Raw genomic sequence first — 16706 nt, 5'->3', positions numbered from 1 at the left:
AAAGAACATGCCGTTTCGGCAGCCGTCTAAAACAGCGTCGTGAGGACGAACAGACAGACCGTGCTCACGCAGATGAGGCTCACGAGCACGACGAGGACCGGCTTGACCCCCGTCGAGCGGAGTTCGTCGAGGCGGATGTCGAGCCCGAGGCCGGCGAAGGCGAACAGGAACAGCCAGTCGGCGGCGTGTTCGAGCGAGGCGAGCTGGGCCCCGCCGAGCACGCCGGTGTTTGCGACCAGCATCAGTCCCAGGAAGCCGAGCACGAACTTGGGGAACGAGTGCCAGAGATAGCCCACGCCACCGGGAACGGCGTCCTCGCGCTCCCCGCCCGAGCGGCGGATGTAGTAGAGCGCGTAGGCGATTGCCGCGAGGCCGATGAGTGCGTTGCGCGTGAGTTTGACAAGCAGCGCCCACTGGCCGGCTGCCTGCGAGAAGGCGAACCCGGCGGCGGTCACAGGGCCAGTACTGAACATCGTCAGCCCCGCCCAGATACCGAAGACCTTGTCGGTGAGCCCGAAGAGGTGGCCGAGTGCCGGATAGGCCAGCAGCGTCACGGCGTCGAACAACAATACTGTGGCGGCCGCGTAGGCGATCTGGTCCTCGTCGGCCTCGATGCTGCCGGCCGTCGCGACGACCGCCGAGACGCCACAGATGCTCGACCCGGCGGCGAGCAGCGAGCCGATCTGCTCGCGGATGCCGAACGCGCCGCGTGCGAGCGCCTCGACGGTGAGGATCGTCGTCATCACCGTGGCGATCACGAGAACCAGGATCGTCGGGCCGGCGTCGACGACGCGATCGAGGGCGACGCTCGCGCCCATCAGGACGATCCCGCCTTCGAGCCAGAGCTTGTTCGTTCCGACGCCGGCGCTCGCCCAGTCGGGCACGCCGTAGAGGTTGCCGACGACCAGCCCGATGACGATGGCGAGGATCAGGTGGCTCGTCGGGATGACCGTCGCGAGCGCCCGCGCGGCCAGCCCGATGACGACGAGCACGCCGATGCCGGGCAGCACCGACTCGCGGACGTTCACCACGGGATCTGAACACCGGTGGCGACGATCACCAGGACGAGCGCGCCGAGCACCACCGCCTGCCAGTCGTGCGGGAGCTCCGTCCAGTAGCTGACGAGCGTCCTCGTTGCGCTCGATTCGCCACCCACCGTTCCGCCGCTCTGCTGTTCGTTACTCATCGGTTCCCCGTTCGTCGCGATCGATCCCGTTTCGACCCGCTCGATCAATACGTCGCATCTTGCTTGTCCGTCCGGCGATGGCAATCATAGCCCTTCGTTTGGCGCACGCCAAATTTCGCTCTCACGTCTGCGTTCTAACGGAACCGGGTCGATCGACCCACTTTTGGAGATACGTTTATTACCGATGTTGAACAATAGCACACGAACGATGAACACCGAGCGCCTCGTCGAACTGATCAGGCGTGCGCCGGTGCTCGCGGCGTTGCAGGACGCCGAAGCGATGGACCGGCGCGATCTCGAAGCGGAGCTCGACGTCTCGAAGTCGACGGTTCATCGCCTCACGCGCTCGCTCCGCGAGCACGGGCTCATCGAGCGCGAGGCGGGTGCGTTCGTGCTCACGCCGCTGGGGCGGGCGTGCGCCCGCGAGGTCGCGTCGTTCACGGCGACCGTCGAGACGGCGTGGGAGCTCGCGCCGGTGCTGGCCGCCGCCGATGCCCACGACGTTGCCTTCGATATGGCGGCGTTCGCCGACGCGACCGTGACGACCGCCGCGCCCGGCAACCCGTATCGCCCGGTCGAGCGGTTCATGACGCTCGTCGACGCGACCGACGAACTCCGTGGGCTCGATCCGGCGATCATCAACCCGCTGCATATCGACGCCCTTCACGAGCGCATCGTCGGCGGGATGGTGACCGAGGTCGTCTTCCCGACGAGCGTCGTCGCGGAGCTGCTCGAAACGAACCCCGACCGCGCCGAGCGGACGTTCGCGAGCGGCAACTTCTCGATCCTGGTCCACGACGAGCTCCCCTTCGGGTTGACGCTCTGTGCCGAGCGCGTCGGTGTCGGCAGCTACGACGACGACACCGGGCTGCTGCGAACGTATGCCGATACCGATGCGCCCGCCGCCCGCGAGTGGGCCGAGGCGGTCTACGACGAGTATCGCGACGCCGCGATCCCGCTGAGCGAACACCCCGAGCTCGCTCGGCTCCACCCGGGCATGACCGTCGGTGAGAACGAGTAACCCTATTGGCCACTCGCCGGGGGCGTCCGGTCTGTGGCATACATACGGACGCCCATCGCGTCCGCATAGGGCATAGTGGTTATATAACATAGCTGCATAAGTATTATTAATACTGACTGTCTATGGCTGTGTATGTACGATGTCGTCGAGGAGTCCGCACGCGAGTCGACATACGAGTGCCTCCAGTGTGGGAAGATCGTCGAGCGAACGACGCATCCGGGCGCGTGTTCCTGTGGTGGGAGTTTCCAGAACCGAGCGATGTCGCTTGAATAGGGTCGGATCGCGAAACCAGTAGATTGAGGGCCGCCGACCGTTATCCGACGATATGAGCCTCGAACGCGAACAGCGCTGCCCGGTGTGTGACGATCAGCAGGTGTTCTACCGCGCGGCGAGCACGATGATGCATCTCGGCGAGAAGACGAAGTGGCGCTGTCCCGACTGTGACTACGGGTTCGTCACCATCGGTGAGGACGTCGACTCCAGCGCATCGGCGTAGGCCGATCGACGCCCCACACGCTTTTGCTGTCGCGACGACTGCCCATAGCCACGGGATGAATCGATGAGATGACGGATCGATCGGGCGCAGCGACGCGGCCCACGTTCGAGCGGACGGAGGACGGGTTGGCGGTCGTCGACCCGGTCGAACGCCATCGATACGTGCTCTCGACGGGTCCAACACGGCCGACGGCCACCGACCCGTCGTGTTTTCGGTTTCCCGTCGAGAGCGCGGTGTCGGTCCGGACTGACAAGATCACGCTGCCGAGCGTGGTGTCGGTACACGTCCGCGATAAGTCGGGCGTAGTGGTCGCCCGTGCCGAACATCACGCGGAAGAACAGCTCCCCGCTGGCGAGTATATCGTCGAAGTGAGCGCACCGGTGAAGCTGTATTTCCGCGTGGAAAGTGCTCTCCAGATTACCGCCGACGCGGAGGGAATGGCGATCGAATTCGAGGGCGAGCGCGAGGTGCTGATCGGCGCGCGCTCGCACCACGAGCGACCGGCGACGACGGTGCAAACGCCGGCCGACCCCGAGGCGATGATGGAGGCGATTTCGACGTTCGGGTCGGCCCTGAAGACGACGACGCCCGAGCGATCGTATCCGACCCTGCGGGGCCATCCGCCGACGGTCGAACTCGGTGATTCCCTGGATCTAGCGGGACTCGAACCGCCCGACACCGGCGTGACCATCGAGGTGCCGGCCGACTACGAGTCGATATACGTGGCCGCGCCGCTCGCGTACTACCTTGGTGCGACGGTCGAACCGGGCGCGGAACCGCTGTTGCGGACCGATCGCGGGTTCGAGCAGTCGCTCGCCGGTTCGCAGGGGTTCGAGCAAACGGTCGCGCGGACGCTCAAGCAGACCTTCTTTTTGGACTGTCTCACTCGGACCGAGGGGCTGTATCCGGTCGATCTCCACGAGCGACGGGTGCTGGAGGGCGAGCTGGGGCTCGATTTCCCGACGCTCTACGAGCAATCCCTGGCCACCCAGCTCGAAACGTATCTCTCGATCCCCTACCGGACGATCGCCGAGCACCTGCCGACCTGGAAGCTCACCGCGAACGTCGCGGCGACGCCAGCGAGCAGCGAGCACCTGCCCTTTGTCGTCGCCGATCTCGCCATCGTTCGGGCGGTGAACCCGGCATCCAGTCCGGAGGCAATGGCAGCAGACGAGAAGACGGCCGACGGGCGGAGTGGGTTCGTCGACGGACCGGCCGCCATCGATATCGAGGAGCCGTTCGTGCGGCCCGAGCCGGCCGAGTCGCTGGAGCAAACGTGGATCGGCGAGGGAACGCCGCTGGGGGCGAGCAAGGCGTCGCTCGCGGCCTATCGGAACCGGCTGGAGCGGACGCCGGCGGAGGGTGACATCGAGATCACGGTCGTCTGTAACGACGCGGCGATGGACGACGAGCGCGCCGTCGGGGCGAGCTACGGCGAGCGGGCCGATCTCCCCTTCGACGTGACTGTCGCCCACGATCTCACCACTAACGAGTTGGCGGACGTGCTCGCTACCCGGACGGATTTCTTGCACTACATCGGCCACGTCGACAGTGAGGGATTCGCGTGCGCGGACGGCCGTCTCGACGCCCGGCGGCTCGATTCGGTGGGCGTGGATGCTTTTCTACTGAACGCTTGCCAGTCCTACCAGCAAGGGATTGCGCTGATCGAAGCGGGTGCCATTGGCGGGATCGTTACGCTTACCGATATCCTCAATAGTGAGGGTATCAAGATGGGTCGGGCGCTCGCACGCCTGCTCAACGCTGGATTCCCACTTGGGTCTGCGCTCGAAATCGCACGTAGCGAGAGTATAATGGGTGATGAATATCTGGTCGTGGGGGATGGCGAGATAGCGATCGCGCAGGCTGCTCATCTACAACCCAATCTCTGTGAAATCGAGCGCGGTGACAACTCATTTCGGGCAACATACAAGACGTTTCTCACATCCTGGGACGGCATTGGAACCGTTGTCCGGCCGGAGATCGGAGATAACACGGATCATTATATTTCGTCGGGTGACGTGGAATCTTTCGATGTTACGGAAGAGGAACTCCTCGAATTTCTGTCGCTTGAGGACATTCCCGTGATAGTGCGGGAGAAACTGAACTGGAGCCGGAGTGTTGATAGCGAATCCGTATGAGTTAGGGGCCAACTATTCCGGTGTGATTGGCCGCCACGGCTCCCATCTGTGACAGCAGCACGGTCAGACTGAACAGCGCGGCGAGCGTTTTCGGATGACGGTACAGGTACGTTCGGAGTTGGTCATCGGACATGACATTCTCACCCATGCATGCCCCGGATATGAATATTTCCGAATGTATCCTACAAAAATAATAAAAATATTATTTCTGCGCCCATATACTAAATACAATTATGTTTTCCGATTCGGCCGACAGCACCAGTGAGCAGTCGTGGCAACGGCTTTGAAGGGATGGCGTATTTGCGTTGTTACCAGTTACCAATGCAGGTCGTAGCGAGGACGAACAGCACAGTCATCGCTCGTGCGGCTGTCAGGGGTGCTGATCGACGCGGCAAAGAACGCTTACGAGAGTTTCGTACGCAGATCGTCCCAACAGTCGGGACAGACCTGTCGATCGACGCAGTAGCGCTTGATCTCGGCTTCGTCGCCCATGAACTGCTTCGTCGACCGTGTCGTGTCCTCGATTTCGAGGGTCACGCAGTGGCGGGGTCGTTCCTCCGAGACGTCCGCCCCACAGAGTGGACACGCTGCCATGCAGTATCCCTTTGTGATACGAGCACATAAATCTATCTAGCTATCACCGAAGATATCCTTCCGTCGGACGAACGCCCGATCGTTCCTATTTGCTGTCGGCGAGCGGACCGGCGGAATCGTCGACCGGCATCACCGAGTAGTCCACGCTGAGCGTGTTCTTCGTCGCGCGGATCTTCCCGACGAATGCCGAGATCGCCTCTAGCGAGCCATCGAGGATGAACAGCTCCATGCAGTAGTGGTTGCCGACGTGGCTGTGGAAGTTCGCGGCGACGAGGTTCTCGTGTTCGTGGCGCAGCCCCATCAACCGCTCCTCGACGCTCGTGGTCTCGTAGTTGAACAATACCGTGACGACGCCCATGAGTTCGCGATCCTCCAGCCGGGCGTCCTCGAACTCGCCGAGGAGGTCGCGTGCGGCGTCACGAACCACCTCGCTGCGACCGGTGTAGCCGTGATCGTCGGCGAACTCGTCGATCCGGTTCAGTAACTCCTCGGGCATCGAAACGCTGACGACGGTCATGTGTCAACCCTCGTCGGCTGCACTACTAAACCTTAGCAACACAGCGCGATAACGGTGGCCGTGTTGTGAATCAGTTGTCGAGCGCCTGCCAGGACAGCCGCGGGTTCCGTGCGGCGTCGGCCTGATCGATGCGACCTGCCGCGGTCCGTTCGGGCGCGGTTTCGAGCGCCTCGTCGCTATCGTCGGCCGCGTTGTTGAACGCGCGCGCAAGCTGATCGAGCGCCGCTTGGGTCTCGGCCTCAGTCGGCTCGGTCATCAGCGCCTCGTCGACGATCTCGGGCCACTTCGTCGTCGGCGGATGGACGCCGTAGTCGAGCATCCGCTTTGCGACATCGGCCGCGTCGCGGTCAGCGCTCGCGACGAACTCGTGGTGGAAGGGTGAGAACGGGATCTCGTAGTCGATCTGGCTGGCGAGGTAGTTCGCGTTCAGCACGGCTTTCGCGCTCGTGTCCGTGAGCCCGCTGTCGCCGAGTCTGGCGATGTAGGCATAGGTCTTGAGCAGCACGAGCCAGTTGCCCGCGAACCCGTGGACCTTGCCGATCGTGTGCTCCGGCTCGACCCGTTCGTACTCGCCGTCGCGCTCCTCGATCTGTGGTGACGGGAGATAGGGCGCGAGCTCCTCGACGACGCCGACCGGCCCGGCTCCGGGGCCGCCGCCGCCGTGGGGCGTCGCGAACGTCTTGTGGACGTTGTAGTGCATCACGTCGAAGCCCATGTCGCCCGGTCGCACGCGCCCGAGCAGCGCGTTGAGGTTCGCGCCGTCGTAGTAGAGCAGCCCGCCCGCCCCGTGGACGATCTCGGCGATCTCCTCGATGTCGCGCTCGAACAGACCCAGGGTGTTGGGATTGGTGAGCATCAGCGCTGCCGTGTCGTCGCTCACCGCCGCTTCGAGCGCGTCGACGTCGACGCGGCCGTCCTCGGCGCTCGGCAGCGAGACGACCTCGTAGCCCGCGAGCGCCGCGCTGGCGAAGTTCGTCCCGTGAGCGCTCTCGGGGACGATAATCTCATTCCTGTCGTTGCCGTGTTCCTCGTGATAGGCCTTCGCCACCAGGATGCCCGTGAACTCGCCGGCGGCCCCGGCGGGCGGCTGGAGCGTCACACTGTGCATGCCGCCGATGCGCGCGAGATACGTCTGGAGGTGATGGCGGAGTTCGAGCGTCCCCTGCGTGCTCGCCGCCGAGCGCGCGGGATGGGTTCCAGCCCCCGGCAGCGCCGCCACGTCCTCGGTGAACTTCGGGTTGTACTTCATCGTACAGCTGCCGAGCGGGAACGGCCCGCTCTCCACGCCGTAGTTCATCTGCGAGAGGCGCGTGTAGTGGCGAGCAAGCTCCGGTTCCGAGGGGTCCGGCAGCGCGACGGATTCGCGGGTGAGGTCGTCCGGCAGCGGCGACTCGTCGACCGCGACCTCCGTCGAGCGTTTCTCGGCGAGCAGCGGTTCGTAGGTATCCGCGTTCTCGTCGCCGTCCTCGCGCGTCCACGTGGCCTGATCGTATCTCATGCGACCACCTCGACGGCCGCGGCGAGCTCGTCGATCTGTCCGGCGTTCGTCTCGGTGACACAGAACTGCAGGAGATGGTCGTCGATGGCGTGCACTGCGAACCCCTCGTCTTCGAGCTCCTCGCGCATATCAGCGGCCGATCGGTCGGTCCGGACGGTGAACTCCCGGAAGTGGTGACGGTCGTGGGCCGGTGCCTCGACGCCGTCGATGTCATCGAGGCGGTCGGCGAGATCGCGCGCGTTCGTCACGCAGTCCTCGGCGAGCCCGACGAGTCCATCGGCACCGAGCCACGCGGCGTGCATCGCGGCCCTGAGCGCGACCCACGCCTGGTTCGTACAGATGTTGGACGTCGCGCGCTCGCGTCGGATGTGCTGTTCCCTGGTCTGGAGGGTGAGCGTGTACGCTCGGTTCTCGTCGCTGTCCTCGCCCACGCCGACCAGTCGCCCCGGCACTTGCCGGAGGAAGTCCTCGTGTGTCGTGAACAGGCCGAGCCCGAGCCCGCCGCTCGCGCCGAGTCCGAGCGCCGCGTCGCCGACCACCACGTCGGCCCCGACGTTCGCGGGTTTTTCGAGCAGCGACAGCGCAACCCCGTCCGTCCCGAGACAGAACAGCGCGCCGTGCTCGTCGGCGAGTTCGCCGATCTCGCTCAGGCCTTCCTCGATGGTGCCTCTCACAGTCGGATTTTCGGCGTACACCATCGCACAGTCGTCGGCAAGCGTGTCGGCGAGCGCCTCGCGGTCGGCGTTGCCGTCGGCCATCGGGTAACGCTCGATCGTCGCGTCGGTGCCGGCGAGATAGTTCTCGAGCACCGCGCGCCGCCCATCGGCGAGCAGTTCGGGGATCAGCACGCGAGTGCCGTCGACCGAGCGCGCCCGGAGCGCGAGCGTCGCGGCCTCGCCGAGCGCGCTCGCGCCGTCGTACATCGAACAGTTCGCGATCTCCAATCCTGTGAGCTCGACCAGCATCGACTGATACTCGAACAGCGCCTGGAGGAACCCCTGTGCGACCTCAGGTTGGTACTGCGTGTACGAGGAGAGGAACTCCGATCTGTCCGCAAGGTGGTCGACCATCGACGGCACGTAGTGGTCGTAGTGACCGCGGCCGAGAAACGCCGTGAGATCGTCGTCGCGGTCGAGGTGGAGCTGTATCTCGCGGCGGATCTCGCGCTCGCTGCGCGGTGCGATACCGAACTCACCGTCGAAGCGAACGTCCTCCGGAATGTCGAACAGCGCTTCCTGATTCTCGACGCCGATCGCGTCCAGCATCGCCGTCGTCTCGGCGTCGGTATGTGGCGCGAACGGGCTTCCGCGGCCGGTATCGCTCATCGCCGCCCTCCCGTGACATGTGGGGACATTCGATACCGGGCGTCCGGACGCAGTCCATATCAGACCGTCGGTCTCGGTGACGCGTTACTCGATCTGGTCGCGGTACTCGTCGGCACTCAGCAGTTCGTCGAGACCGCTCTCGTCGGCGAGATCGACCTCGACGAGCCAGCCCTCGCCGTAGGGATCGTCGTTAAGCAGTTCGGGCGCGTCGAGCAGTTCGTCGTTCGTCGCCGTCACGGTGCCCGACACCGGCGAGTAGAGATCGGAGACGGCCTTGATCGACTCGACGACGCCGAGCTGTTCGTCGTGGGCGATCTCCGCACCCTCGTCGGGGAACTCGACGAAAACGATGTCGCCGAGTTCGTCCTGTGCGAAATCGGAGATCCCCACTCGTGCAGTCCCTCCCTCGTCGCTGGCCCATTCGTGGCTCTCCATGTAGCCGCGGTCGTCGGGAACGTCGAAGCTCATCGTTCGTAGAACGGGAGCGCCGTGATATGTGCATCTTTCGCCTCGCCGCGGACGACGATGCCGATCTCGGTTCCCGGGTCGGCGTGGTCGGCGGGGACGTAGCCCAACCCGATGGGGACTCCGAGGGTGGGAGCCATCGTCCCGCTCGTCACCGTGCCGATCGTCTCCCCGTCGCCGTTCTGAATATCGTAGCCGTGGCGGGGCACCGCGCGCTCGTCGAGTTCGAAGCCCACGAGTCGTTCGTCTGGCCCCGACTCCTCGACCGCGGCGAGCGCGTCCCGGCCGACGAACTCGGTGTCGGTGTCGACCGCGAAACTGATGCCCGCCTCGTAGGGGTTGCGGGGGTTCTCCTCGCTATCGAAGTCCTGGCCGGCGAGCAGGAGGCCGGCCTCCATGCGCAGCGTGTCGCGAGCGCCGAGCCCGCAGGGCTGGCAGTCGAACGCCTCCCAGACCGCCTCGGCGTCCGCCGACGGGAAGATCACCTCGAAGCCGTCCTCGCCGGTGTAGCCCGTGCGCGCGAGCAACCCTTCGCTCCCGGCGATCGTCGCGTCGGTTGCCGCAAAATTCGGGAGCTCCGCGAGCGCATCGTCGCCGGTCGCCTCGGCGACGAGGTCGGCCGAGTCGGGCCCTTGAACCGCGATCATCGCGTACTCCTCGGTGCGGTTCTCGACCGTGGCGTCGAGGTCCCACTCGTCGCGGTGGGACTCCCAGCGCTCCTCCATCGCGACGTCGTTGCCCGCATTCGGAACGAACAGGAATTCATCACTGTGGCTCTCGGGCAGTCGATACAGCATCGTGTCGTCGAGGATCACCCCGTCGGCATCGGTGATCGCCGCGTACTGGGCCGTGCCGGCGTCGACCGTTCGCACGTCGTTGCTGGTGAGTCGGTTCATCAGTTCGTCGGCGTCGGGGCCGGAGACGACGATCTCGCCCATGTGCGAGACGTCGAACTTGCCGACCCCCTCGCGGACGCTCTCGTGTTCGGTGCGGATCGAGTCGAACTCGACGGGCATCTCCCAGCCGCCGAACTCGGTCGTTTTCGCGCCACGATCCTCGTGGGCCGCGCCCAGCGGTGGTGTGCGAAGCGCCATACCGCCATCTCACGCCGCGGGGTCTAATGGCTTGCTTCCGGCGACCGATTTTTACACCCCGGCGTCGTCGCGTTCGTCATGACAGAGACCCGGGCCGAGCGCGCGGCACGAGCGGCCGACGTCGGCGCGAGCGTCGCGCTCGAATCGTTCCGCGGTGAGCTCGCCGTCGAGACCAAATCGACCAAGACCGATCTCGTCACCGAGACCGATCGTGCCGCCCAGCGCCGCACGATCGAGTGCATCCACGAGGCGTTCCCCGACGACGCCATCGTCGGCGAGGAGGCGGACACCAGGAAGACCGTGCCCGAATCGGGTGCGTCCTGGATCGTCGATCCCATCGACGGGACGAACAACTTCGTGCGCGGGCTCGGCATCTGGGGGACGGTCGTCGCCGCCGTCGAGGACGGACAGCCGGTCGCCGCGGCCACGATATTGCCCGTTCTCGGCGACGCCTATCTCGCCGACGAGGACGAGGCGACGCTCAACGGCGAGCCGATTCGCGTGAGCGCGCGCGAGGATCCGGAGACGTTCGTGGTCACGCCGATCCTCCTCGGTGGCGAGTTCGGAGCCACGGTGGGCGCGCTCGCCGAGCGCTTCGGCGACGTCCGTCGGTTCGGTTGCTCACAGGCGACGCTCGCGGCAGTCGCCGGCGGCTCGCTCGACGCCGCCGTCGCCACCGCGCGCCTGAGCCCCTGGGATACGGTCGCGGGCGTGCACATGATCCGCTGTGCCGGCGGGACGGTGACCGACCTCGCGGGCGAGCCCTGGCACCACGACAGCGACGAACTGATCGCCTCGAACGGTGAAGCACACGAGGAGCTTCTCGCTACGCTGCGTGACGCTGCAGAAAAATCGTAGCAACCGTGCCGCCCGCGCCGGGTCGTTAGCTGCTGTGCGGCGGTTCGTCGCGGTGGTTGTCCGGGTTCTCGGCCTCGCGGGCGGCCGCCTCGCGCTTTTCAGACTCGACGTCGACCTCGCCCTCGGCGGCTTCCTCGCGGGCCTGCTCCGCTTCTTCCTCGCGTTTCTGTCTTGCTTCCTCGCTCACGTCGTCCTCGGGATCTTCTTTCTCCTTCGCGAGCGTGACGTCGCGCTCGTGTGAGTTGTCCTCGCTCATACGTGGCCATCGGTTCGTTGCGCCCTTCAGTCTCCGCCCTGCCTGTGATGGGTGACGTGAAGCCGACACCGCCACGGCTTTGTCCGTCCTCACGGAAGTCGGTGCATGCGCGAGCGGCTTCGTGAGGCGGTGTCGGGATCGAGCGACGAGCCAGCGGTCGGCCTGTTCGTCGACGGTCCGAACGTCCTCAGAAACGAGTTCGATGTCGATCTCGACGACGTCCGCGCGCTCGCCGACGAGCGCGGTCGCCTCTCGGTCGCCCGGCTCTATCTCGACGAGCACGCCACGCCGGGATTGATCCAGGCCGCCGAGGCGCGCGGGTTCGAGGTCTGTATCACGAGCGGCGACGTCGACGTCAAACTCGCCGTCGACGCGACCGCCGCGATCGACGACCTCTCGCTGCTGACGATCGCCTCGCGCGATACGGATTTCAAACCGGTGCTCGAACACGCCGCCCGCCGAGGCGTCGAGACGTTCGCCATCGCACCCGGCGAGCACGGCCGCTCGGACGCGCTGCGCAACGCCGCCCACGACGACGTAACGCTCGAATGAGGTTTAGCAAGCGGAACCCTCGCCCTTCAGGGCGGGGTGTAAGCGCCACTAGCGGCTACATGGCCGGATCTCAATCGTTTTCAAGCTCTTCAGCCGCGAGAATCAGCATCCCGCGCCACGTCAACCCGTGGTTCTCCTTTGCTGTATTCAGTCGCTCGTACTGCTCGTCGGTCACTTCGATGTGTAGGGAGCGCCCCATGCCCACATCCACAAAGACAACACTAATGGATGTTCTGACTACATCTAAAACCGGCGATGAAGCGTTCCAACACCTTCGACGTAGCTCCCCGTTCATCCGAGGACGCGGAGTTGCTACACCGCGTGTTGGACGCTTCGGCGTCGCTGTGGAACGCACTCACCTACGCTCGTCGGCAGAACCTCGCCGACGGCGAGAGTGTTTGGGACGTCGACGTTGCCAGCATCCGTGGCCGGTACAAAGGCGTACTCGGTTCGGCCGCCGCGAAGGAAATGCAGCGCAAGAGCGACGAATCGTGGAAATCGTTCTTCGCGGCAAAAGAGAACGGCGAACCGACCGGTCCACCCGGATACTGGGGCAACGAAGAGGACGGCCGTACCCTGCGATGGTACGGTCGGTGCGACCAGTACACGCTCGAAACGGGCGAACGGTCGCGTCTAGAGATACCCATCGGTTCGGACCTCAAGGACGAATACGGTTTCGGGTATCAGGAACGCCTTCGCCTCGAAGTACGGGGCAAACCGAAGTGGTCCGGCAAGAACGGCCGTCTCGAACTCAACCACGACGACCGCACCGATTCGTTCAAAGCCATTCAACCTGTCACAACGGACGGTTCTCGACAGGATTCACCACTAGCCGACGAAACGGCTGCTTTGGACATCGGCGCGAACAACATCGTGGCGGCGAGTACGAGTACCGGCAAACAGTATCTCTACGAGGGGCGCGACCTCTTTGCGAGGTTCCGCGAGACCACGCGAGAGATAGCGCGTCTTCAGTCAAAACTTCGCAACGGACGGTACAGCAGCCACCGCATACGGCGACTGTACCGGCGGCGAACGAACCGCCGAAACCATGCGATGGACGCGCTCGCCAGAGGCCTTATCGAACGGCTGCACGCCGACGGCGTGGCAACCGTGTACGTCGGTGCGCTCACCGACGTGCTCGAAACGTCGTGGTCGGTAGAAGCAAACGCGAAGACGCACAACTTCTGGGCGTTTCGCCGATTCGTGGAACGGCTAGCACACACCGCCGAAGAATACGGTCTCTCGATAGAGGTACGCTCCGAAGCGTGGACCTCGCAGGAATGTCCGCAGTGCGGTTCAACCGACCGAACCACACGGCACAAGGACACACTCACCTGCGAATGTGGCTTCGAGGGGCACGCGGACCTCGTAGCCAGCGAAACGTTCCTGCGACGCCAAACAGCGGTATCACGGCCGATGGCACGGCCCGTGCGATTCGAGTGGGACAACCACGACTGGTTGGAGATACCACACTCTCACGAAAGTCCCAAAGAAGTGCGCACAAACCGGAGTATCCTAGCGTAGGAGAAAATTGCCTTCGTGGGGTGGGGCGCTAATGCCCGACCGAGACCCCAGCGAAGGAATCTCCGCCCTTCAGGGCGGGGAGGATGTCAACAACCGCTTTGGGGCGGCACGCACGTAGGGTGAGCATGGAGTTCGACACGCCGGTCCTCGACAATCATCTCCATCTCGACCCCGAGAACGGACGGGGGATGGAGGCGGTCCAAGACTTCGCTCGATCGGGCGGGACGCACCTGCTCGTCGTCAACAAACCCTCCTGGACGCTCGGGATCGATGTCGACGAGCCCGCAGACTTTCGAGCGGCCTTCGAGACCACCATCGATATCGTCGACGAGGCGAGCGAGTTGCTCGGCGGTCGCGCGTGGCCTGTTCTCGGCGTGCATCCGGGACTCGTCAGTCACCTCACCGAGCGTGGGTTCACTCCCGACGAAGCCGGCGAACTGATGCAAGCCGGGCTCGATATCGCCACCGAATACGTCCCTTCGGAGGCGCTCGCGCTGAAATCCGGCCGTCCGCACTACGACATCTCGGCGGACGTCTGGGACGCGTCGAACCGGGTCCTGCAACACGCGCTCGCGCTCGGAGCCGAGAACGACTGTGCCGTCCAGCTCCACACGGAGGCGAGCGAGGACCTCACCGAGATCGCCGACTGGGCCACCGAGCGCGATCTACCGGCTCACCGCGTCGTCAAACACTACGCCGGTGGGCGACTCGTGGGACCGATGCCGAGCGTGATGAGTGAGAAGGATCGGTTGGCAGAGGCTGCCGAGCGGGGCGAACCCTTCTTGATGGAGACCGATTTCATCGACGATCCCGAGCGCCCGGGAGCCGTGCTGGGGCCGAAGACGGTGCCGCGGCGCGTGCGGTGGCTGCTCGACGAGGGGTTCGACGATGCCGTGCGAACCGCCCACGTCGAGACGCCCCGTCGAGTGTACGGGATCGAGACGCTCGGCTAACGAAAAGGCCTATCAACAGCAAAGCGCTCGAAGCGGGTATGAGCAGCAGTACACCCCCCGACGAGTTCTACACGGAGGAGCGTTGGCAGAACTGGCTCGATCGACTGCGCGAGACCGATCTCGATCCCGACGACGAGGACGCCGCCCGACTGCTCTGGAACCTCCAGGAGGACGCCGCCATCGCCGTCACGAAGATCATCACCGCCTTCGACGACGAGGAGCTCAACGAGGAGATGGCGCTCAAGGAGCTCGCCGACGCCCGCGAGATCGTCCTCGCCGACGTCGACATCGAGGACGAGGAGACGCTGCTGCTGGTCGACGGCGTGCAGACGTCGCTCGTCTGTGTCTTCTACACCGCCGAACTGTACGTCGTCGAAGGCCCCGACGACGGGGATATCGAAACGCATCTCGACGCCGCGAGCACCGCCGAGGCCGACGAGGAGTTCGACGACGCGCTCGATCACTGTGCACGCGCCGGCACGCGCATCGTTGACGGCGCGACGATCGATCCCGCCCTCGTCGAGGACGTCGGCTACGGCCCCGTCGCCGAGTGGATCAACGGGCTCGGCAGTCTCGAAAGCGCGTTGAGCGATCCCGAACTCATCGAAGAGGACGAGGACGTCGCCTGAGCATGGTCGACCGGGACGACCAGCGCCGCTCTCGCCGGGCGGCGCTGCGTGCACTCGGCGTCGGCGCGCTCGTGGCGAGCGCCGGCTGTGCGTTCGACGGTGGATCGAACGGTTCCGATACCGAGAACGGCTCCGAAACACCCGCCGAGACGACTGCGGACGGCGAGCGCTCCCCCCGGCCCACACAGGAACAGTCGATCATCACGACCGCACCGGCGGCGACACCACCGAAAACCGACGCGTCGGAGCGGATGACGGATGGGCCGACAGGGGACGAGCCGACGACAAGTGGACGAACGACGAGTGGACAGGCGACGAACCGCACCGCGACCGGTGCGACGGCCGATCGAACGACGAACACGACGCGGAGCGGGTCGACGGCGAGCACGAACCGAACGTCGGGGTCGACGACCGACGCGGAAGCAGCGGATCTCGACACCGGCTGGACCGAACGGGCACCGCTGCCGGTCGTCGGGAGCGACGCGGGCGGCGGCGTGCTCGACGGCAAACTCCATTTCTTCGGCGGCATCGAGACCGGCGTTCGGCTCGAAGCGGTCGCACGGACCTTCGCGTACGACCCGAGCGCGGGATCGGGGGGCGAGTGGGAGCGCCTGCCTGATCTCCCGCGAGAACTGTGGGGGCTCTGTGGCGTCGCGACCGACGACGCGCTGTACAGTTTCGGCGGCGCGCCCACCAACGCGCCCTACGAGAGCGGTCCGCCGTCGGACGTGATCTTCCGCTACCGGCCCGGCGACGGCTGGACGGAGCTCGCGGCCAGCTGTCCGTATCCGAACTGGGTGATGGGCGGGCTCTACAACCCACAGGACGGGCTGATCTACTGTGTGGGCGGCGGCACCGGCGATCACGACGCCGAAACGGCGACCGACCACGGCTTCGACGGCGAGGGCGTTCCGGGGACCTACGACGAGAGCCGACTCTGGACGTTCGATCCCGAGGCGGAGCAGGTGGCCGACCCGGACCTCGCGCGGATGCCGAACGCCAAGCGCTGGCCGACGGTCGCGCTGTTCTCGGTCGATGGCGACCAGTATCTCCACGCCATCGGCGGGCTGTCGGGGACGACCGGGCCGACCGACACGAACTTCAGATACGACGTCTCGGCCGGCGAGTTCGAGCGCGCGCAGCCGTTGCCACGGTCGGGCACCTACGCGACCCACTCGAACCCGGTCATCGACGGCCAGGCCTACCTCACTCACGGCATGTTCTGGGAGGGCGAATCGACGATCGACCGCTACAAGCCGATCGCCCACCGCTACGATCCTGCCGCCGATCGCTTCGAGACTGACCTCCCGAAGCCGACCCATCTCCGGGGCGGGGCGACCTCCGGCGTCATCGACGGCACGCTCTACGTCGTCGGTGGCCACATCAAGCGCTTCGACGAGAACGACCTCCACGACTGCGTCGATTACAACGAGGCGTACACGCCAGCCCGCGAGTAGCGGTTGTCGCAGAATATCGATCTCTACTGGCGTCTCGGCCGATCGGAGCGATCGACGAAACGGGTCTGCCACATCGGTCGCCCCGCCGATGGAATCGTGATCGCATGACTTAGGAGGTGGGACCTGTCTCTTATACACATCTC

General features: G+C 65.2%; 21 protein-coding genes. 10 read left to right on the top strand and 11 right to left on the bottom strand.

All coding sequences use genetic code 11. From position 1 onward, the window contains the following. Positions 1–26: 26 nt before the first annotated feature. Positions 27–1031 (bottom strand): YeiH family protein, encoded by a 1005-nt coding sequence (locus tag C448_RS14545; protein WP_004055878.1) that lies wholly within the window; start codon positions 1029–1031, stop codon positions 27–29. Then, positions 1025–1186, bottom strand: coding sequence for a hypothetical protein (locus C448_RS16415; RefSeq protein WP_169316358.1), 162 nt, complete (start codon positions 1184–1186; stop codon positions 1025–1027). Before C448_RS16415 ends, C448_RS14545 begins: the two co-directional genes overlap by 7 nt. A gap of 208 nt (positions 1187–1394) precedes the next feature. Between C448_RS16415 and C448_RS14535 the strand changes: the two genes are divergently transcribed. The 4 genes from C448_RS14535 to C448_RS14530 all read left to right on the top strand — a co-directional run bounded on the left by C448_RS14535 (position 1395) and on the right by C448_RS14530 (position 4841). Next, the gene (locus C448_RS14535; protein WP_004055876.1) at positions 1395–2207 is read left to right on the top strand and encodes a helix-turn-helix transcriptional regulator; all 813 of its coding nucleotides are present in this window, start codon (positions 1395–1397) and stop codon (positions 2205–2207) included. 132 nt (positions 2208–2339) lie between these two features. After that, the gene (locus C448_RS16050) at positions 2340–2480 is read left to right on the top strand and encodes a rubrerythrin-like domain-containing protein (RefSeq protein ID WP_004055875.1); all 141 of its coding nucleotides are present in this window, start codon (positions 2340–2342) and stop codon (positions 2478–2480) included. Between the two features lie 52 nt (positions 2481–2532). Then, positions 2533–2703, top strand: a complete 171-nt coding sequence (locus C448_RS16410; RefSeq protein ID WP_004055874.1) for a DUF7838 family putative zinc beta-ribbon protein — start codon at positions 2533–2535, stop codon at positions 2701–2703. Between the two features lie 68 nt (positions 2704–2771). Continuing rightward, positions 2772–4841, top strand: a complete 2070-nt coding sequence (locus C448_RS14530; RefSeq protein WP_004055873.1) for a hypothetical protein — start codon at positions 2772–2774, stop codon at positions 4839–4841. A gap of 1 nt (position 4842) precedes the next feature. Here C448_RS14530 and C448_RS17255 read toward each other — a convergent pair whose 3' ends face one another. The 7 genes from C448_RS17255 to gcvT form a co-directional block, all read right to left on the bottom strand. Beyond that, positions 4843–4974, bottom strand: coding sequence for a DUF7503 family protein (locus tag C448_RS17255; protein ID WP_280518316.1), 132 nt, complete (start codon positions 4972–4974; stop codon positions 4843–4845). A gap of 269 nt (positions 4975–5243) precedes the next feature. Beyond that, the gene (locus C448_RS14525) at positions 5244–5435 is read right to left on the bottom strand and encodes a hypothetical protein (RefSeq protein ID WP_004055872.1); all 192 of its coding nucleotides are present in this window, start codon (positions 5433–5435) and stop codon (positions 5244–5246) included. An 85-nt stretch (positions 5436–5520) separates the two neighbouring features. Continuing rightward, the gene (gene nikR, locus C448_RS14520) at positions 5521–5952 is read right to left on the bottom strand and encodes a nickel-responsive transcriptional regulator NikR (RefSeq protein ID WP_004055871.1); all 432 of its coding nucleotides are present in this window, start codon (positions 5950–5952) and stop codon (positions 5521–5523) included. Positions 5953–6022: 70 nt separating this feature from the next. Next, positions 6023–7450, bottom strand: coding sequence for an aminomethyl-transferring glycine dehydrogenase subunit GcvPB (gene gcvPB, locus C448_RS14515; protein ID WP_004055870.1), 1428 nt, complete (start codon positions 7448–7450; stop codon positions 6023–6025). Continuing rightward, positions 7447–8775 (bottom strand): aminomethyl-transferring glycine dehydrogenase subunit GcvPA, encoded by a 1329-nt coding sequence (gcvPA, locus tag C448_RS14510; protein WP_004055869.1) that lies wholly within the window; start codon positions 8773–8775, stop codon positions 7447–7449. Before gcvPA ends, gcvPB begins: the two co-directional genes overlap by 4 nt. Before the next feature lie 84 nt (positions 8776–8859). Further along, positions 8860–9243, bottom strand: coding sequence for a glycine cleavage system protein GcvH (gcvH, locus tag C448_RS14505; protein WP_004055868.1), 384 nt, complete (start codon positions 9241–9243; stop codon positions 8860–8862). Further along, positions 9240–10334 (bottom strand): glycine cleavage system aminomethyltransferase GcvT, encoded by a 1095-nt coding sequence (gcvT, locus tag C448_RS14500; RefSeq protein ID WP_004055867.1) that lies wholly within the window; start codon positions 10332–10334, stop codon positions 9240–9242. The genes gcvH and gcvT overlap by 4 nt, the downstream gene beginning before the upstream one ends. Positions 10335–10412: 78 nt before the next feature. Here gcvT and C448_RS14495 point away from each other — a divergent pair, with 78 nt between their 5' ends. Beyond that, the gene (locus tag C448_RS14495) at positions 10413–11192 is read left to right on the top strand and encodes an inositol monophosphatase family protein (protein WP_004055866.1); all 780 of its coding nucleotides are present in this window, start codon (positions 10413–10415) and stop codon (positions 11190–11192) included. Between the two features lie 25 nt (positions 11193–11217). Here the strand turns inward: C448_RS14495 and C448_RS14490 are convergent, their stop codons facing one another. Further along, complete coding sequence (locus C448_RS14490) at positions 11218–11448, bottom strand: hypothetical protein (protein ID WP_004055865.1); 231 nt, start codon at positions 11446–11448, stop codon at positions 11218–11220. Positions 11449–11553: 105 nt separating this feature from the next. On the opposite strand from C448_RS14490, the gene C448_RS14485 reads away from it, so the two are divergent. Beyond that, the gene (locus C448_RS14485) at positions 11554–12000 is read left to right on the top strand and encodes an NYN domain-containing protein (RefSeq protein ID WP_004055864.1); all 447 of its coding nucleotides are present in this window, start codon (positions 11554–11556) and stop codon (positions 11998–12000) included. Between the two features lie 70 nt (positions 12001–12070). Here the strand turns inward: C448_RS14485 and C448_RS16955 are convergent, their stop codons facing one another. Then, the gene (locus C448_RS16955) at positions 12071–12199 is read right to left on the bottom strand and encodes a hypothetical protein (protein WP_275039136.1); all 129 of its coding nucleotides are present in this window, start codon (positions 12197–12199) and stop codon (positions 12071–12073) included. A gap of 56 nt (positions 12200–12255) precedes the next feature. Here C448_RS16955 and C448_RS14480 point away from each other — a divergent pair, with 56 nt between their 5' ends. The 4 genes from C448_RS14480 to C448_RS14465 all read left to right on the top strand — a co-directional run bounded on the left by C448_RS14480 (position 12256) and on the right by C448_RS14465 (position 16563). Then, positions 12256–13524 carry an IS200/IS605 family transposon protein TnpB gene (locus tag C448_RS14480; protein WP_004055863.1) on the top strand — a complete coding sequence of 423 codons (1269 nt, stop codon included), beginning with the start codon at positions 12256–12258 and terminating at the stop codon, positions 13522–13524. Positions 13525–13649: 125 nt separating this feature from the next. Continuing rightward, positions 13650–14477, top strand: a complete 828-nt coding sequence (locus tag C448_RS14475) for a TatD family hydrolase (RefSeq protein ID WP_004055862.1) — start codon at positions 13650–13652, stop codon at positions 14475–14477. Positions 14478–14515: 38 nt separating this feature from the next. Further along, entirely contained in the window at positions 14516–15106 is a 591-nt protein-coding gene (locus C448_RS14470; RefSeq protein WP_004055861.1) for a DUF2150 family protein, read from the top strand. A 2-nt stretch (positions 15107–15108) separates the two neighbouring features. Further along, complete coding sequence (locus tag C448_RS14465; protein WP_004055860.1) at positions 15109–16563, top strand: hypothetical protein; 1455 nt, start codon at positions 15109–15111, stop codon at positions 16561–16563. The last annotated feature ends 143 nt before the right edge of the window (positions 16564–16706 follow it).

This window comes from Halococcus morrhuae DSM 1307, from assembly GCF_000336695.1.
GTDB classification, from domain to species: domain Archaea; phylum Halobacteriota; class Halobacteria; order Halobacteriales; family Halococcaceae; genus Halococcus; species Halococcus morrhuae.
This window is presented reverse-complemented; position numbering and strand designations above follow the sequence as displayed.

Excerpts from the sequence above, each read along its gene's own strand:
- C448_RS16415 (WP_169316358.1), bottom strand. The coding sequence starts at position 1,186 with ATGAGTAACGAACAGCAGAGCGGCGGAACGGTGGGTGGCGAATCGAGC.
- C448_RS14535 (WP_004055876.1), top strand. The coding sequence starts at position 1,395 with ATGAACACCGAGCGCCTCGTCGAACTGATCAGGCGTGCGCCGGTGCTC.
- C448_RS16050 (WP_004055875.1), top strand. The coding sequence starts at position 2,340 with ATGTACGATGTCGTCGAGGAGTCCGCACGCGAGTCGACATACGAGTGC.
- C448_RS16410 (WP_004055874.1), top strand. The coding sequence starts at position 2,533 with ATGAGCCTCGAACGCGAACAGCGCTGCCCGGTGTGTGACGATCAGCAG.
- C448_RS14530 (WP_004055873.1), top strand. The coding sequence starts at position 2,772 with ATGACGGATCGATCGGGCGCAGCGACGCGGCCCACGTTCGAGCGGACG.
- C448_RS17255 (WP_280518316.1), bottom strand. The coding sequence starts at position 4,974 with ATGTCCGATGACCAACTCCGAACGTACCTGTACCGTCATCCGAAAACG.
- C448_RS14525 (WP_004055872.1), bottom strand. The coding sequence starts at position 5,435 with ATGGCAGCGTGTCCACTCTGTGGGGCGGACGTCTCGGAGGAACGACCC.
- nikR (WP_004055871.1), bottom strand. The coding sequence starts at position 5,952 with ATGACCGTCGTCAGCGTTTCGATGCCCGAGGAGTTACTGAACCGGATC.
- gcvPB (WP_004055870.1), bottom strand. The coding sequence starts at position 7,450 with ATGAGATACGATCAGGCCACGTGGACGCGCGAGGACGGCGACGAGAAC.
- gcvPA (WP_004055869.1), bottom strand. The coding sequence starts at position 8,775 with ATGAGCGATACCGGCCGCGGAAGCCCGTTCGCGCCACATACCGACGCC.
- gcvH (WP_004055868.1), bottom strand. The coding sequence starts at position 9,243 with ATGAGCTTCGACGTTCCCGACGACCGCGGCTACATGGAGAGCCACGAA.
- gcvT (WP_004055867.1), bottom strand. The coding sequence starts at position 10,334 with ATGGCGCTTCGCACACCACCGCTGGGCGCGGCCCACGAGGATCGTGGC.
- C448_RS14495 (WP_004055866.1), top strand. The coding sequence starts at position 10,413 with ATGACAGAGACCCGGGCCGAGCGCGCGGCACGAGCGGCCGACGTCGGC.
- C448_RS14490 (WP_004055865.1), bottom strand. The coding sequence starts at position 11,448 with ATGAGCGAGGACAACTCACACGAGCGCGACGTCACGCTCGCGAAGGAG.
- C448_RS14485 (WP_004055864.1), top strand. The coding sequence starts at position 11,554 with ATGCGCGAGCGGCTTCGTGAGGCGGTGTCGGGATCGAGCGACGAGCCA.
- C448_RS16955 (WP_275039136.1), bottom strand. The coding sequence starts at position 12,199 with ATGGGGCGCTCCCTACACATCGAAGTGACCGACGAGCAGTACGAGCGA.
- C448_RS14480 (WP_004055863.1), top strand. The coding sequence starts at position 12,256 with ATGAAGCGTTCCAACACCTTCGACGTAGCTCCCCGTTCATCCGAGGAC.
- C448_RS14475 (WP_004055862.1), top strand. The coding sequence starts at position 13,650 with ATGGAGTTCGACACGCCGGTCCTCGACAATCATCTCCATCTCGACCCC.
- C448_RS14470 (WP_004055861.1), top strand. The coding sequence starts at position 14,516 with ATGAGCAGCAGTACACCCCCCGACGAGTTCTACACGGAGGAGCGTTGG.
- C448_RS14465 (WP_004055860.1), top strand. The coding sequence starts at position 15,109 with ATGGTCGACCGGGACGACCAGCGCCGCTCTCGCCGGGCGGCGCTGCGT.